Annotated in this window: 16 protein-coding genes; all 16 read right to left on the bottom strand. The window is 35.1% G+C overall.

Annotated elements, in window-relative coordinates:
• Positions 1-5: 5 nt before the first annotated feature.
• The gene (locus DWW68_RS01595) at positions 6-953 is read right to left on the bottom strand and encodes a PP2C family serine/threonine-protein phosphatase (RefSeq protein WP_199641167.1); all 948 of its coding nucleotides are present in this window, start codon (positions 951-953) and stop codon (positions 6-8) included.
• 169 nt (positions 954-1,122) lie between these two features.
• Positions 1,123-4,077, bottom strand: a complete 2,955-nt coding sequence (locus DWW68_RS01600) for a glycoside hydrolase family 71/99-like protein (RefSeq protein WP_118588635.1) — start codon at positions 4,075-4,077, stop codon at positions 1,123-1,125.
• 132 nt (positions 4,078-4,209) lie between these two features.
• The gene (spoIVA, locus tag DWW68_RS01605; RefSeq protein ID WP_118588636.1) at positions 4,210-5,676 is read right to left on the bottom strand and encodes a stage IV sporulation protein A; all 1,467 of its coding nucleotides are present in this window, start codon (positions 5,674-5,676) and stop codon (positions 4,210-4,212) included.
• Positions 5,677-5,733: 57 nt separating this feature from the next.
• The gene (gene cls, locus DWW68_RS01610; protein ID WP_021953095.1) at positions 5,734-7,302 is read right to left on the bottom strand and encodes a cardiolipin synthase; all 1,569 of its coding nucleotides are present in this window, start codon (positions 7,300-7,302) and stop codon (positions 5,734-5,736) included.
• 66 nt (positions 7,303-7,368) lie between these two features.
• Entirely contained in the window at positions 7,369-8,382 is a 1,014-nt protein-coding gene (locus DWW68_RS01615; protein ID WP_021953096.1) for an NAD(P)H-dependent glycerol-3-phosphate dehydrogenase, read from the bottom strand.
• Positions 8,375-9,043 (bottom strand): glycerol-3-phosphate 1-O-acyltransferase PlsY, encoded by a 669-nt coding sequence (gene plsY, locus DWW68_RS01620; protein WP_021953097.1) that lies wholly within the window; start codon positions 9,041-9,043, stop codon positions 8,375-8,377. Before plsY ends, DWW68_RS01615 begins: the two co-directional genes overlap by 8 nt.
• Entirely contained in the window at positions 9,043-10,365 is a 1,323-nt protein-coding gene (der, locus tag DWW68_RS01625) for a ribosome biogenesis GTPase Der (RefSeq protein WP_118588637.1), read from the bottom strand. The genes plsY and der overlap by 1 nt, the downstream gene beginning before the upstream one ends.
• Before the next feature lie 19 nt (positions 10,366-10,384).
• A complete protein-coding gene (gene pgeF, locus DWW68_RS01630) occupies positions 10,385-11,239 on the bottom strand; it encodes a peptidoglycan editing factor PgeF (RefSeq protein ID WP_118588638.1) in 855 nt (284 codons plus the stop codon).
• A gap of 14 nt (positions 11,240-11,253) precedes the next feature.
• The gene (locus DWW68_RS01635) at positions 11,254-11,604 is read right to left on the bottom strand and encodes a YraN family protein (protein WP_021953100.1); all 351 of its coding nucleotides are present in this window, start codon (positions 11,602-11,604) and stop codon (positions 11,254-11,256) included.
• Between the two features lie 14 nt (positions 11,605-11,618).
• Positions 11,619-12,374 (bottom strand): ribonuclease HII, encoded by a 756-nt coding sequence (locus DWW68_RS01640; RefSeq protein ID WP_118588639.1) that lies wholly within the window; start codon positions 12,372-12,374, stop codon positions 11,619-11,621.
• 9 nt (positions 12,375-12,383) lie between these two features.
• The gene (ylqF, locus tag DWW68_RS01645) at positions 12,384-13,226 is read right to left on the bottom strand and encodes a ribosome biogenesis GTPase YlqF (protein ID WP_021953102.1); all 843 of its coding nucleotides are present in this window, start codon (positions 13,224-13,226) and stop codon (positions 12,384-12,386) included.
• Between the two features lie 70 nt (positions 13,227-13,296).
• Positions 13,297-13,641 (bottom strand): 50S ribosomal protein L19, encoded by a 345-nt coding sequence (gene rplS, locus DWW68_RS01650; protein WP_021953103.1) that lies wholly within the window; start codon positions 13,639-13,641, stop codon positions 13,297-13,299.
• 117 nt (positions 13,642-13,758) lie between these two features.
• Complete coding sequence (trmD, locus tag DWW68_RS01655; RefSeq protein ID WP_118588640.1) at positions 13,759-14,487, bottom strand: tRNA (guanosine(37)-N1)-methyltransferase TrmD; 729 nt, start codon at positions 14,485-14,487, stop codon at positions 13,759-13,761.
• Positions 14,487-14,996 carry a ribosome maturation factor RimM gene (rimM, locus tag DWW68_RS01660; RefSeq protein WP_118588641.1) on the bottom strand — a complete coding sequence of 170 codons (510 nt, stop codon included), beginning with the start codon at positions 14,994-14,996 and terminating at the stop codon, positions 14,487-14,489. The genes trmD and rimM overlap by 1 nt, the downstream gene beginning before the upstream one ends.
• 106 nt (positions 14,997-15,102) lie before the next feature.
• A complete protein-coding gene (locus tag DWW68_RS01665; RefSeq protein WP_021953106.1) occupies positions 15,103-15,333 on the bottom strand; it encodes a KH domain-containing protein in 231 nt (76 codons plus the stop codon).
• A 19-nt stretch (positions 15,334-15,352) separates the two neighbouring features.
• Positions 15,353-15,598 (bottom strand): 30S ribosomal protein S16, encoded by a 246-nt coding sequence (rpsP, locus tag DWW68_RS01670; RefSeq protein ID WP_021953107.1) that lies wholly within the window; start codon positions 15,596-15,598, stop codon positions 15,353-15,355.
• Position 15,599 lies beyond the last annotated feature (1 nt).

Genomic DNA, 15,599 nt, shown 5'->3' on the forward strand with positions numbered 1-15,599 from the left:
TCCTCCTAAATTACCTTTAACAACATTGCAGTAATGTTATCTTTTTCTTTTCTTTCTTTGTTCAATTCTACAAGGTCTACAAGACTCTTTTTCATAATTGCTTCATTTGTCATAAGATTAGAAGCTAACAGTCCATATATTTCATTATCTGTTATTTTGTGTCTGAATCCATCACTGCATAATAAATATTCATCCCCTACAGATACCTTTCCCTCTGTAAATTCAGGTACAACAACACTTGATGCTCCAATACACTGTAGTAAAACATTTTGTCTTGGGTCTTTTTTCCCTTCTTCCGGAGTAATAAGTCCCAATTTTATATCCCTTTGAACAACAGTCTGATCCTCCGTCACCTGTTCTATAGTGTCACTTAGTTTATAAACTCTGCTATCTCCCACCTGAACAATCAGGAGATTATTTCCCACCACAAGAAGTGCCGTCAGCGTAGTTCCTAATTGCAAATGATTATTTTCACCATATTCATTAATAATTTCATTTTGTTCTTTTATAATGTTTTCCCAGTCTGTTTTTACTTTTTCATTTTCATAACCGGATTCAATAATTTTAGGTAAGGAATTTTCAAACCATTCTGACATGGTTCTTATTATTGTTGCACTTGCCAATTCTCCCTTTTTCAGTCCTCCCATGCCATCACACACCACTAAAAAAGCCACCTGTCCTGATGGTGTATCAGCAATTTTCAAACATAAACTATCCTGATTTTGTTTTTTGAAAATTCCCACATCAGAATGTACTGCCGCCATAAATTTCATTTTTAATTCATTACTGCCTTCTGTTAATAATGACGTTTCATTAAATATGGAATCTTCTTTTTCATACAATAAAGTTGTTTCACAATCTTCCACATTTAAAACTTCCGTCTCACACATCTCGTTTTCTATTAGTAATGTGGTGTTTCGTTCTACGTTTTCATATTGTAAGTTGTTTTTCATTGTTTTCTCCTTTTTATTTACATATTTTATGTGTATTAATATATTGTATGTAATAATATTATAAATATATTTACTTGTCAATAAGTAATCTGTAATTAATATGATACAGTCAAAAAAAGAGCCTATTACCCATTCCAGTAATAGACTCTTTTTTTATTTAGCTATTAATTTATTTACCTTTTACAATTATGTTACTCCAATCGTAATCAACTTTTGTATATCCCGGAGTTACAACATTTAAAATCTTTTCGTAAAGATAATTATGTCCTGAATATGTAATCATTTTCTTTTGCTGATATAAAACATTTGCCACGGAATATATTGACATTGTCTTAATATCACCATAAACATACTTACCGTTATTTAACTTAGCATATGCTCTAACAGATATTTTACTGCTAAGCATTCCCGTACCGGAATTTCCATAAAGCATTGTCATGGTGTAACTTGTTGTGTTTACATCATCTGAAAGCTTAAACGGATTCTTACCTTCATCTGTAGCTTTAGCTACTGTTACATACTGGTTCTGACTTCCAACGACCATATCACTCTCTGATATTCTGTCTGTTAAACCATATATAAGTCCTACCTCTGATGCTTCCTTGTCATCATCCTTAATAGAATAAATTGTTCTAAATCCCTCAAGAGTTGAACTAATCTGGTATCCGTTAATTGACAACTTCATATTTGTTGAAACAGGAGCTTCTGTAGTTGGCTGCTGAGTTGGTGCCTCTGTTGTTTCTTCAACACCCTGACCTTCTCCATCTTCAATAATAATATTATCAAAGTATGAGCTGTAATTTCCTGCATTTCCGCCATATGCTAATGCAACACCTACAATGCTCTTTCCTACAAGACTATCACTGCCAAATGTAAATGAACAATCACTCCAGCTTCCTACATTTCCTTTGGTTGAAGATGAGCCCATTGAAACTCCATTTGAAGCAAATCCTCTTGCACTTACGTAACTTCCGTCATCTAACAATAAATCAACATATGTATTTCTGCCTCCGTTATTTACTGCATACATAGAATATGAAAGCTTCATTCCCTTTTTAATTTTAATGGCAGTTTCAGAAATCTGATAAATATATGATGAATTATTTCCATTTCCGTTACCACTAAATGCTGCTAAATAATCACCTGTCTTTGCTGTATTATTCTTTACTATAGATGCATTACCACTGGCATTGCTTGATGAAAGAACCTTATTGTTCTTAAAACATGGGTCAACCGGATAATTGCCATTATACTTGGAATCAACACATGTTACATATTTACTTTCAAAACTGTTTCTATAATAAATCGGTCCGTTAGAATGTGCCACAGGGACCTTGCTTACGGTACTTCTCTGACCTTTCATCATCTTAATAGCTTCATTTACCACTCTCAGCTGGAAGTCAGATGAAAGCCAGTATCCGTCACAGCTTGCAGTTACAAAGTACTGATTTGTTGGAATATCAAAATAATCACTTGCATTCTTTGCAATGGCAGTTCCTTCATCATATTCATCAAACATAGCCACATAGAATGCATCAAGACCTCTTTGCTTTAACTTATATGCCTGATTCCAGAATGTCTGACCTGCATTTCTTGCAATCATGTTAGGCTTTCCATTTTGCCATAATGTCCATGAAAATCCTGAGAACACAACAGGATAATAATCCATATTATTATTTTTACAATATGTAATATCCGGATCTAAGTAGTTAGCGTAAATTGAATCAACACTTCCTTCATCTGCTCCTAATGCACCAACATACCATGGTGAAATCATATCTGCCTGATTATAAATATCTATATACTGGCTCTGACTTCTCCATTCTCTTGGAACACCAATTATTACATAACAACCTCTGCTATGGAAGAATCTAATGATTTCTTCGTAGTCAGCACGTCTGCTAGGTCTTGTATTTTCAGCATTGCTGAATCCAAATCCCCATACACATACAACAGGCTTTCCGTCTACTGTAGCATATGCGTTAGAGTTTAACATTTCAAGAGACTGCTCAATATTGTACACCCAGTCAAACTTCATATCCTTAACATATGAACTAATTGAAGTTGTATCGCTTGAATCAGTAATCTGGCTGCCACCACTTATGTCATACATAACATACATAAGTCTGTTGTTAGCTTCAGCAGCATTCTGAATTTTCTTAAGCTGTGTTGCTTCCTGGGTAGCTGTAATTGTTCTACCTGTAAGACCACCAACGAAACGCTGTATTGCAGCTCCGTCTATTCCATACTGATTCATCCATTTAAAGTGAGTATCAATAACATCCTTTGTATTTGAATCAAATAACTTTGTTGACTTTCCGTTTCCTAAATTAGAAAAACCTGTTTGTGCCAATGAGCTTTCGGCATATTCAGTTACATCCGGGAAATAATCTATTGAAATCTTTCCCGGTCTTGGCCAGTTAGTTCCATCAGCATCTGCATCACCATATGCATAATGCTGCCATGAATTATACTGTCCACCGGTTCCAAACCATCCCTGATATCCTGCAAAGGATTTTCCTTTGAACTCTGAATTTGCAGTTCCCCCGGTTCTCTTTCCAAGAGGTTCTGCGTCAGGGTTTACTGACTGCTTAGTTAATTTAATGCTAGAGATGGTTGTACCTGAATTTCCTCTTCCCCAAATTCTAAAGTCGCATCCTCCGTTTTGTGCTTTTTTGAATGATGCATCATCTATACATACCGTTGTTGTAACCCATGTAAGTGAATTTGACTTATTTATGGTAGCCTGCTTATAATTACTGCCTGTTGCATTATACTGAACCTGGAAAAAGTCATTTCCTTCATCATAGTATGTAACCTCCACAAACAAATCATTATCACTTTGTGTTATTGCATTATTTTCAACCTTAAAATATGCATATTTATTGTTTGGTATAAGTCTTCCTGATTTACCTTCCTTTGAAACTTTATAGGTATAAGCTTCAGCACTTGTGTTTGAATCATCAACAAATGCCAAATTCTGACCTACATAATTTCCCGATGTAAAATCTCCTGATGCTGACACATCAGTTGCTTTAACTTCTGTAGTTACTAATGTCTGTGCCATTCCCGGCATAGTAAATAACATAGCTAAAGACAAAATAATCGAAAAAATTCTTCTCATATCTTTTTCCTCCATAATTTTTTAATAAGTTAAACGTTCAACCTCTTTATTTATTAATATTAACATTTATATATTTAATAGACAAGCATGTTTTAGGAAAAAGTCACAATTATTTTGTCATTTATACGTTTTTTACAGCACAATGCATATAACTCCCCTACTTTGGTCATTAGTAATCTTCTCAATTGTTCCCTGCATTCTTGACTGGGTTTCCTCTGTTAAATTATTTATTTTCGTCATTATTCCTTCATCTACAATCTGACCTATGGATTTTCCAAAAATATTTGTTTCCCAGATATTATCTTCGCTTTCTTTGTTATTAATAAAGTCAATTAAATCCTTTGCCTGCTCCTCACTCCCTATAATAGGAGATATTTCCGTTAAAATATTTGCTTTAACAAAATGTATCGAAGGCGCAGTTGCCTTGATTTTTACCCCATATTTATTGCCACTTCTGATAAGCTCCGGATTTTCAAGAACAATTTCTTCCTTATCCGGTGTGACAATGCCGTATCCGGTATTTCTCACTTTGCTTATTGCCTCATTGACCTTAATGTAATTGCTTCTCTGGGAAGCCATCTCCCTTACCATTTTTATAAGTTGGAGCTGATTCTCAATTTTGGTTCCTGTCATGTTTGTCAGCATATCGTAATAATATTTTTCATCTATATCATAATTAAATACCAGTTTTCCATTAGAAAGTTCAACTGAAGCCATTTGTGCCCCTTTAATATACTCTCCGTCAGGCTGAAGCTTTAACTTCTTAATATCCTTTATTTTAATAATTTTTGAAAGTACATCTTTAGAGAAATTCACAATATACTTCATAAGTTCATTTTCAAAATCCATAATTTCCAGCCATTTCGGTACATTGTAAACAATCTCCGTTATAGGAAATTCAAACAAAATATTTTCCAGTATGTTATTTACATCCATTTCATTCAATCTAAGGCAGTTTATGGCCAATGTGGACACGTTATATTTTGCTGCAATTTCTGCCGTTAAAGCCTGACATTCATTAGATGTAGGGTCTAAGGAATTTACCAAAATTATAAAAGGCTTATTTATACTCATTAATTCCTTTACCGTTTTATCCAAAGCCCTGTTATACGCCTCCGGCTCTATGTCGGTAAAGCTTCCGTCACACGTTATGACAACACCTATTGTTGAATGTTCTGAAATAACCTTTTCTGTCCCAATTTCAGCCGCCTTGGAAAAAGGAATATCGTAATCAAACCATGGTGTCTTTACCATCCGCTCTTTGTCATCTTCCATATGTCCCGTGGCTCCATCTACCATAAATCCCACACAATCAATAAGCCTTACCTTTACATCTGCTTTCCCACCGATTTTAATGGCAACAGCATTGTTAGGAATAAATTTAGGCTCTGTAGTCATAATTGTTTTTCCTGAAGACGACTGGGGAAGTTCATCCATTGTTCTTTTTACCTCATTATCATCTTCAATATTTGGAACAATTGCCACATCCATAAAATTCTTAATAAAAGTTGACTTTCCTGTTCTCACCGGCCCTACAACACCTATGTAAATCTCTCCATTTGTTCGTTTTTCTATGTCTTTATATACGTTAAAATCCATAAAAAATCCTCCTTGCATATATTAATACTAAAATATACGCAAAGAGGATTGTTTTTATTACATAAGAGGTGCTAAAAGTCTTAAAACTTTTCCACACGCCTTATATAATACCGGCCTGTTTCTGCACTCTATAAGAGATACCTTTTTAGAGTCCTTTAACATTTGCTGGTAATCTTCTTCAATATCTAAAATTGTCTTGTTTTTATAAATAAAACATCCGTTTTCAAAATGTAGAAACAAACTTCTGTAATCAAGATTTATGGTTCCTACTGTAGCCTTTTCATCATCACTGATAAACATTTTGGCGTGGGTAAATCCCGGAGTATACTCATATATTTCAACTCCCGCTTCAATTAACTCACTGTAATAGGTTCTTGCTAAGCAAAATGCATATGCCTTATCAGGTATTCCCGGCATTACAATTTTTACATCAACCCCACGCTTTGCAGCAAATTTAAGGGATGACATCATAACATTATCAATTACAAGGTATGGAGTTACAATATGTAAATATCTGTTTGCAGTATTTATTATGTGCAAATACACTGACTCTCCAACATGTTCCTTCCCAAATGGATCATCTCCATAGCCAATAACATAACCGTTATTTGGGAATTTATAAGGAATATCAATGTCTAAATATCTGTCAAAATTTCCTATGGTCTTTTCAGTTACATTCCACATTTGCAAAAACATAAGGGTAAAGCTTTTAGCAGCATCCCCTCTGAGCATAACTGCCGTATCCTTCCAGTAACCGAATCGTTCCACTATATTCATATATTCATCAGCTAAATTTATGCCCCCTGTAAATGCCACCTTGCCGTCAATAACCAAAACCTTACGGTGATCCCTGTTATTTTGCTGGGTGGTAAAAAACGGTCTTGCTGGAGCAAAGGTTTTAGACTTAATGCCTTTTCTTCTTAACTTCTTAAAATATCCTACAGGAAGCTTTGTAAGGGAACATAACCCATCATACATTACACGGACTTCAACCCCCTGCTGTACTTTCTTTTCAAGGACTCTTAAAATGGAATTCCAAACTCTTCCTTCCTCAATAATAAAGTACTCCATAAATATAAAATCCTGTGCTTCCTCTAACTGCTCAATTAATGCCTTATACTTGGCTTCACCACAGTTAAAATATGTAACTTCCGTATTTCTATATACCGGGCATCCTGTGTTGTCGTATACATATTTAGCAATCATGGACACCTGTTTATCCTGAATCTGCAAATCATTGTATATATTCTGGTCAGGAATTAAATATCTGTCTGACCTTACGTCAATATGTTCAAGTTTTTTCTTAAGCAAAATTGACCCCGGCTGTAGCATAAAATAAAGATACATCAATATCCCAAATGCCGGAACAATCATAATGAATATAACCCAGATAAGCTTCATGGTAGGGTCTGATTTATCATTTACAATATATATAACTACAAGAATCTGTAAAATTGTAATGCAATAGGACATTCCTTTACTTAAAGAAGCATTGTATGCCAAAGCCATAAACACTCCTACCTGCAATGCCACCATAAGACCGAATATGAAAATACGGCTAAAGAGAAATGCCGCAAGTCCTTTTTTTCCTTTGTGCTCAGGTTTATTTATTTTCCTATGTTCCATAAAACCTCCATAGTTATAATTGTTATAAATTCAGGTTAAATAAATATGATTTAAGTATCATAAGACTTATTCATCCCACTGCAAATCCCTATATTCGTTTGTCTGCTCTCTTTCCATTAATTCCCACATTCCGTCAATAGCAGTTTTTCCCTCAAACAAAACCTGATTAACCGCCTCAATAATAGGAACGCTGACATTATATTTTCTTGCAAGCTCTAATGCCGCCTTAGCTGATACAGCACCCTCTACTACCATTTTTACTTCTTTTACAGCCTCATCAAGGGTATAGCCTTTACCAATAAGCACACCGGCTCTTCTGTTTCTTGAATGTTTACTGTTACATGTAACAATTAAATCCCCGATTCCTGAAAGTCCGTAAAAAGTCTTGGCATTGCCCCCCATTTCAACGCCTAATTGTGTGATTTCCTTTATTCCACGGGTAATAAGGGCAGCTTCCGTATTATCTCCAAAACCCAATCCATCAATAATTCCCGCAGCTAAAGCTATAACGTTTTTAAGGGAACCGCCTAATTCTATGCTTTTTCTGTCAGGGCTTATATAGGTTCTAAAAACCTTATTGGCAAACAGATTCTGAACTTTCAAGGCAACTTTGAATTTTTTAGCCCCAACAACCACTACTGTAGGTATGTTTCTTGCCACTTCTTCTGCGTGACTTGGCCCTGATAAAACCACAGCCTCTACTCCCGGAATTTCCTGTTCAATAATTTCCGTCATTGTGTCAAAGGTTTCATTTTCTATACCCTTTGCCACATCAACAACTATCTGACCTTCATCTACATAGGGTTTTAACAGTTTTGAAGTGCTTCTTACATAGGAGGATGCCACTGCCATAACAATCATTTCCTTGTCCTTTGCAGCCTCTTCCATACTGTTTGTAATATGAATTGCTTCGGGAATCTTAATTCCCGGAAGGCATATTTTATTTTCCCTGTCATTTGTAAGCTCGTCTACTTCTTTTTGAAGAAATGACCACAAAGTAACATCATTTCCATTTTCATATAAAACCTTTGCTAAAGCGATAGCCCATCCGCCACCGCCAAGTACTGCAACTTTAGCCATTGCTTTCCTCCTTTTTATGACCGATTTTTCTCTCAGTTCCATTTAAAAGACGCTTAATATTTTCTTTATGTCTTATAAAAGAAAGAGCAGTCATAATGAAAACTAAAATATAAGCTTCTATTTTATCATTGCTATGGAGGTTATGTACCATTCCCAACTGTCCCCATACAATCATTTCAATAAAAAATCCCGTCATCATGCAAAGAGAACTAAATGATACATATTTTGTGAGATAAAGGGCTATAAAGAATGTCAAAAAGCCCATTATAACAAACTTCCAGTCAAAAAATGATATTGCAAAAATCACTCCTGATGATGCCGCTATTCCCTTTCCCCCTTTAAAATTCATATAAAAAGGAAAATTGTGTCCCAGAACTACTCCAAGTCCCGTATATAAAGCAATAACCATCATGCTGTCACTACATACCTTTCCAAACATAAATGATGTAAGGATAATGGCAAAAACAGCCTTTAGGGCATCCCCAAAATATGTTATAAATCCATATTTTTTACCTAAAGTTCTCATGGTATTGGTAGTTCCTGAATTACCACTGCCATAATCCCTTATATCTATATTATGCATTTTCCCAATGATAAATCCCGTCTGAAACAAACCGAAAACATATCCTATTATAATACAAAGTGCCTTTTGTAAAACCATTACTTCTCCTTCCTTTCCCTGATAATAAATCTAAGAGGAGTTCCCTTAAATCCAAATGCTTCACGAATCTTATTTTCAATATATCTTGTGTAAGAAAAGTGCATTAATTCTTTGTCATTTACAAAAATAACAAATGTAGGTGGTTTTACCGCAACCTGAGTAATATAAAACAGTTTTAATCTCTTACCCTTATCTGATGGTGGTTGCTGCATAGCAACTGCCTCTGCCATAATTTCATTAAGTATTCCTGTTTCAACTCTCATTGAATGATTTTCAATTACAAAATCAATCATGTCAAAAAGCTTGTATAATCTCTGTCCTGTTAAAGCTGAAATAAACATAATTTCCGCATATGGCATAAAAGATAAAATTTGTCTTACTTTATTACTATATTCATAAACCGTTTTGTCATTCTTTTCTATGGCATCCCATTTATTTACTGCAATAATGACACCTTTACCGTTTTCATGGGCAATACCTGCTATTTTAGCATCCTGCTCCGTTACTCCTTCAATGGCATCAATTACAATAACCACCACATCGGCACGTTCCACTGCAGTAACGGTTCTTATAATACTGTATTTTTCAATTTCTTCCTTTACCTTTGATTTTCTTCTAAGTCCTGCCGTATCTATAAATACATATTCCCTTCCGTTCCATTTAACGTCTGTATCAATGGCATCTCTTGTAGTTCCTGCAATATTAGAAACAATTACCCTGCTTTCTCCTGTAAGTTTGTTGATAATAGAGGACTTTCCTACATTTGGTTTTCCCACTATGGCAATTCGAGGTCTGTCATCATCCTCTGCCTCTAGCTTAAGAGATGCAAAATGCTCAGTAACCTTATCTAACATATCACCAAGTCCGCTTCTCTGGGCTGCTGAAATTGCTATAGGCTCCCCGATTCCCAAGTTATAAAACTCAAAAACATCGGCCATCATTTTATTGTAATTATCCACTTTATTTACTACAAGAATAACCGGTTTTCTGCTTCTTCTAAGCATATCTGCCACTTTTGCATCAGCATCAATAAGTCCCTGTTTTACATCTGTCATAAAAATTATAACATCTGCAGTATCTATGGCAATCTGCGCCTGTTCTCTCATTTGTGACAATATAATATCACTGCTGTCCGGCTCAATTCCTCCTGTATCAATTAATGTAAACTGGTGGTTAAGCCAGTCGATATCTGCATATATTCTATCTCTTGTTACCCCCGGAGTATCTTTTACTATTGAAATCATCTGACCTGCTAATGCATTAAATAATGTAGATTTTCCTACATTTGGTCTTCCAACTATAGCTACTATAGGTTTATTCATATATACACCTCTCTGTTTATCATTTATCTATACTTAAAAATGCAGCAAGATTTCCTCTTCTGCCTTGTGTTGCCCTGTGGGAAAACATCATTTCCATGTTGTGACATGTACAAATATCCGGCATATGTATGTTTTCTTCGTATACACCACATTCCTTAAATATTATATAATTACATTCCCACAAATCCAACTGATATTTACCATTACCTTTATTAATTAAAATATCTTTTTCCCTACCCTTAAAAGCGGCTTCAAATTCAGTTGCCACATCTTCACTTACTTCGTAGCAGTCTCTGCATATTGAAGGTCCGATGCAGGCTATTACATCCTTAGGATTGGTTCCGTAAGTTTCTTTCATTAAATCCAAAGTAACCTTTCCTATTTTTCCTACAGTTCCTCTCCATCCTGAATGACTAAGCCCTATGGCTTTATTTTTAGTATCTACCATATACAAAGGAACACAGTCTGCAAAATATGTTGCCAATACAATTCCCTTTTCATTGGTTATCATTCCATCTACATCATCATAATCCCGTTCCCTGTAAATACCTTTGCCACAATCTTTTTTTGACACTATTTTTACATTTGTTGTGTGAGTCTGCTTACTTGCCACGATATTTTCAGGATTAAATCCAATGGCATTTGCAATAATTTCATGGTTCTTTACAACATTTTCCGGCAAATCATTTCTTCCAAAGCCTAAATTCATGGTAGAAAGAACTCCCTCGCTTACCCCTCCAAGTCTGGTTGAAAATCCGTTTTTAAGCCACTTAATATCAGCAAGAGCCCTGTAAGATATATAAGGAACATTATCTTTAAAGTTAATCCTTGTACTATTTCTGTTTTCTTTATTTAAAATAACTATATTTTTCATTTATACCTCATCTATTAAAATGAATTAAAACTGTTAAAAATATACTCAATATTATCACCCTGAATACTTATTACATCAAAACTGCACTGGGTGTCTGAATATACCGGATTACAGGTAATAAACCACATTGCCGAATTATATATTTTATTCATTTTTGTCTTATTTACTGCCTCTTTTGCATATCCGTATTCAGTATTTTTTCTGTATTTTACCTCAATAAACCGCAATATATCTTCTTTTATGGCTATAATATCAATCTCACCCTTAGGGCATCTGAAATTTTTAACAATAACCGTAAAGCCATTATTTTTAAGATATTCTACTGCCTTTTCCTCATACAGACTGCCAATATTACGTTTGTTCATGTATCCCCTTTATGTTATATAAAATTATGTATAAATGACCTTCTGTGAATTGGACATGGACCATATTTCTTCAGGGCTTCTATATGCTTTGCAGAGCCATATCCCTTATTAGATGCGAAATCATATTCCGGATATATTTTGTCATATTCCACCATCATTGCATCCCTTGTAACCTTTGCAATAATACTTGCAGCCCCTATGGAAATGCTTTTGGCATCTCCTTTTATAATAGGAACCTGTTTAATATTAACCAAAGGGATATTTACTGCATCATTTAACAAAATATCAGGCTGCACATTTAAAGTTGCAATGGCTTTTCTCATAGCCTCATATGTTGCCTGCAAAATGTTTACTTTATCTATATACTGAGGGCTTACCAAAGCCGTTTTGGCACTTACTGCCTTTTCCATTATTATCTGAAATAATTCCTCTCTTTTGGATGCCGTAAGCTTTTTGGAATCATTAATATACAAAATATCACAATCCTTTGGCAATATAACCGCTCCGGCAACTACCGGACCCGCAAGAGGACCTCTTCCCACCTCATCAATTCCACAAATATAATTATAATCACTATACTTATTTTCAAAAAATTTCAGATTTTCGGTTCTGGCAACTTCCTTATTATAAGCCTCTATTTCTTTTTCTGCCTTAAGTACCAGCTTTTTAACACCGCTTCTTTCATCAGTATTATAATGCTTTATAAATTCACTTAGGGCTGTTACATCTGTGTTTTTAAGTATCTCTTTTATCTCGTTAATACTTTGCATTTTATTCCTCTAATTCAAGCAGTCAATAGTTATTCTGCCTAACTTTCCACTTCTAAAATCATCCATAATCATAGATGATGTTTTATCAAGATCAGGTTTGTTACCCTTTAACTTGCATCCTCTGACTTCCGCTACCTGATACATTACCTGTAAAGGGTCTTCATCTCCCACTATACCATATCTGTTAAGAAATGCCTCCGGATATGTTTTTGAGACTTCCTTGATAAGCTGATAAGCCAGTTCTGCCATATCAAGATTATTATCATTCATTGAACCGATAAAAGCAAGGTGCAATCCAATTTTCTGGTCATCAAACTTAGGCCACAACACTCCCGGTGTGTCTAACAGTTCTAAGTTCTTACCAAGCCTAATCCACTGCTTTCCCTTGGTTACTCCCGGCTTGTTTCCTGTTTTGGCACAATTTTTACCTGCATATGCATTAATAAATGTAGATTTTCCCACATTAGGTATTCCAACTACCATAGCCCTTACAGGTCTGTTTTTTATACCTTTTCTTTTATCCCGTTCTATTTTTTCTTTACATACAGTTAAAACCGCATTGTTTATATCTTTAATTCCCTGTTTATTTTTTGAATTAATTTTTAAGGCAATAATTCCCTTATCCTTGAAATACTGTATCCATTTATTGTTCTGTGCTTCATCAGCTAAATCTGATTTGTTAAGCAAAACAAGTCTTGCCTTATTTTTTCCCAAATTATCTATGTCAGGATTTCTACTGCTAATGGGAATTCTTGCATCTAATAATTCTATAACTAAATCTATAAGTTTTATATCTTCTTTCATCTGGCGCATAGCCTTAGTCATATGCCCCGGATACCACTGATAATCCATTACAATCTCCCTGTTTTAAATGACGAAAAAAGGAACGAGTAAAACCCGCTCCTTTTGAAAGTAGTCATTATTATTTAACTAATTCTTTAACCTTAGCAGCTTTACCAACTCTGCTTCTGATGTAGTTAAGTTTAGCTCTTCTAACTTTACCTCTTCTAACAACTTCGATGTTAGCGATTGATGGTGAGTAAAGTGGCCATGTTCTTTCAACACCGATACCATTTGAGTTCTTTCTTACAGTAAATGTTGCTCTGTTGCTTCCACCCTGTTTCTTAATAACAAGACCTTCAAAAACCTGAATTCTTTCACGGTTTCCTTCCACGATCTTAGCGTGAACCTTAATAGTATCACCTACGTTAAAATCTGTAACTTCCTTAATCTGAGCTGCTTCAATTTCTTTGATTAATTCCTGCATAATATCCTCCTCATTTATTCCGATGTTCTTAATACCAGACCGGTAACAGAGGACCATCTTTTATTACTTTTATACAGCATTTGTTATCTTAACATAACTTGTCTTTTTTTGCAAGTATTATTTTTCCATGGTTCTTATGAATTTGAGGTCTTCCTTATCCAGTTTAGCCTTTTCCATTAAGTCCGGCCTTCTTTCCATTGTTCTTAGAATGGATTGATTTCTTCTCCACCTGTCAACCTTTCCATGGTCTCCTGACAAAAGAATAGGCGGAACATCCTTTTCCATAAACTTTGCCGGCCTTGTATACTGAGGATACTCCAGCAGATTATCATTAAAAGATTCAAATTCCGCTGAAACTTCATTGTTAAGCACTCCGGGAACTAATCTTGATATGGCATCAATCATAACCATAGACGGAAGCTCCCCTCCCGTAAGTACATAATCTCCAATGGACACGTTATCTGTAACTATCATTTCCAGCACCCGCTCATCAATTCCTTCATAATGACCGCATAGAAAAACAATATCCTTTTCCTTTGCGAATTCTTCAGCCATACCCTGGTTAAAAACCTTTCCCTGAGGTGTCATGTAAAGAACTCTTGGAGCGTAGCCAATTTTTTCCACCACAGACTCGTAGCTTCTATATACAGGCCCCGGCTGCATAACCATTCCGGCACCGCCACCATATGGATAATCGTCTACCTGACCATATTTATTTCCTGCAAAATCTCTTATGTTAATTGCATTTACGCTAATAAGATTATTCTGAATTGCCCTTCCGGTAATACTTGTATTTACCCCCTGTTCAATCATTTCAGGAAACAATGTCAAAACGTGAAAATTCATTAATCTAATAATCCTTTCATTATATGAACTTTTATAACCTTGTTTTCAATATTTTTTTCCAACACACACTCATCTATGGCCGGAAGCAACACTTCTTTTCCTTCATGGGTTTTGACAACATATACGTCGTTTGCCCCTGTTTGCATTACATCCACTAACTCTCCGAAATCTTCCCCTTCATCAGTAATGATTTTACATCCTACCATATCTACTATAAAATATTCCCCTTCTTCAAGAGGTACTGCATTTTCCCTTGTTACAAGTAAGTCCATTCCTTTATAGGGAATAACCTGGTCTACGTTGTCAAATTGTTTAAAGCGCAAAATAACCATGTTTTTAAAATATTTTACCCCTGTAACCTGTAATTCCATATATCCTTTTTTTGTATCTAAAACTACATCCTTTAAGTAGTCAAATCTTCTTACGTCATCTGTTGTAGGATAAACTTTTACTTCACCATGAACACCATGGGTAGATGTTATAACTCCAACTCTTAAATATTTTTCCATCTTTTCCTCGCCTTGATATAATGCATGTATTTTTTTAAATCACCTATAGAAATAACAAGGCTGGAAATAATCTCCAGCCTTGTTGCACTTGCATTAAAGTAATACTTTATTCTGCTATTTCTACTTTAACTTTCTTGTCATATTTAGAAGATGCAGCCTTTACTACTGAACGAATAGCCTTTGCAATTCTTCCCTGCTTTCCAATTACCTTGCCCATATCATCTGAAGCAACATGTAACTGTATAACAATTTCCCTTTCATTTTCTGTCTGGGTTACTACAACTTCATCAGGAGAGTCAACAAGTGCTTTTGCAATTGTTTCTACCAATTCTTTCATGAATCTGCCCTCCGATTAATTATTTTTCAATTCCGGCCTGCTTTAAAAGCTTTCCAACTGTTTCTGTTGGCTGTGCTCCGTTAGCTAACCATTTCTTTGCAGCTTCTTCATTTACAGTAACTAAGCTTGGTTCCTGATTTGGATCATATGTTCCGATTTCTTCAACGAATCTTCCATCTCTAGGTGATCTTGAATCAGCAACAACTATTCTGTAAACAGGATTTCTCTTCTTTCCCATTCTCTTTAATCTAATTTTTACTGCCATT

It is taken from the genome of Eubacterium sp. AF16-48 (assembly GCF_003479405.1).
Lineage (GTDB): Bacteria > Bacillota > Clostridia > Lachnospirales > Lachnospiraceae > Eubacterium_G > Eubacterium_G segne.

Coding starts and splice junctions, on each gene's coding strand:
- DWW68_RS01595 (WP_199641167.1), bottom strand. CDS start 953: ATGAAAAACAACTTACAATATGAAAACGTAGAACGAAACACCACATTA.
- DWW68_RS01600 (WP_118588635.1), bottom strand. CDS start 4,077: ATGAGAAGAATTTTTTCGATTATTTTGTCTTTAGCTATGTTATTTACT.
- spoIVA (WP_118588636.1), bottom strand. CDS start 5,676: ATGGATTTTAACGTATATAAAGACATAGAAAAACGAACAAATGGAGAG.
- cls (WP_021953095.1), bottom strand. CDS start 7,302: ATGGAACATAGGAAAATAAATAAACCTGAGCACAAAGGAAAAAAAGGA.
- DWW68_RS01615 (WP_021953096.1), bottom strand. CDS start 8,382: ATGGCTAAAGTTGCAGTACTTGGCGGTGGCGGATGGGCTATCGCTTTA.
- plsY (WP_021953097.1), bottom strand. CDS start 9,043: ATGGTTTTACAAAAGGCACTTTGTATTATAATAGGATATGTTTTCGGT.
- der (WP_118588637.1), bottom strand. CDS start 10,365: ATGAATAAACCTATAGTAGCTATAGTTGGAAGACCAAATGTAGGAAAA.
- pgeF (WP_118588638.1), bottom strand. CDS start 11,239: ATGAAAAATATAGTTATTTTAAATAAAGAAAACAGAAATAGTACAAGG.
- DWW68_RS01635 (WP_021953100.1), bottom strand. CDS start 11,604: ATGAACAAACGTAATATTGGCAGTCTGTATGAGGAAAAGGCAGTAGAA.
- DWW68_RS01640 (WP_118588639.1), bottom strand. CDS start 12,374: ATGCAAAGTATTAACGAGATAAAAGAGATACTTAAAAACACAGATGTA.
- ylqF (WP_021953102.1), bottom strand. CDS start 13,226: ATGGATTATCAGTGGTATCCGGGGCATATGACTAAGGCTATGCGCCAG.
- rplS (WP_021953103.1), bottom strand. CDS start 13,641: ATGCAGGAATTAATCAAAGAAATTGAAGCAGCTCAGATTAAGGAAGTT.
- trmD (WP_118588640.1), bottom strand. CDS start 14,487: ATGAATTTTCACGTTTTGACATTGTTTCCTGAAATGATTGAACAGGGG.
- rimM (WP_118588641.1), bottom strand. CDS start 14,996: ATGGAAAAATATTTAAGAGTTGGAGTTATAACATCTACCCATGGTGTT.
- DWW68_RS01665 (WP_021953106.1), bottom strand. CDS start 15,333: ATGAAAGAATTGGTAGAAACAATTGCAAAAGCACTTGTTGACTCTCCT.
- rpsP (WP_021953107.1), bottom strand. CDS start 15,598: ATGGCAGTAAAAATTAGATTAAAGAGAATGGGAAAGAAGAGAAATCCT.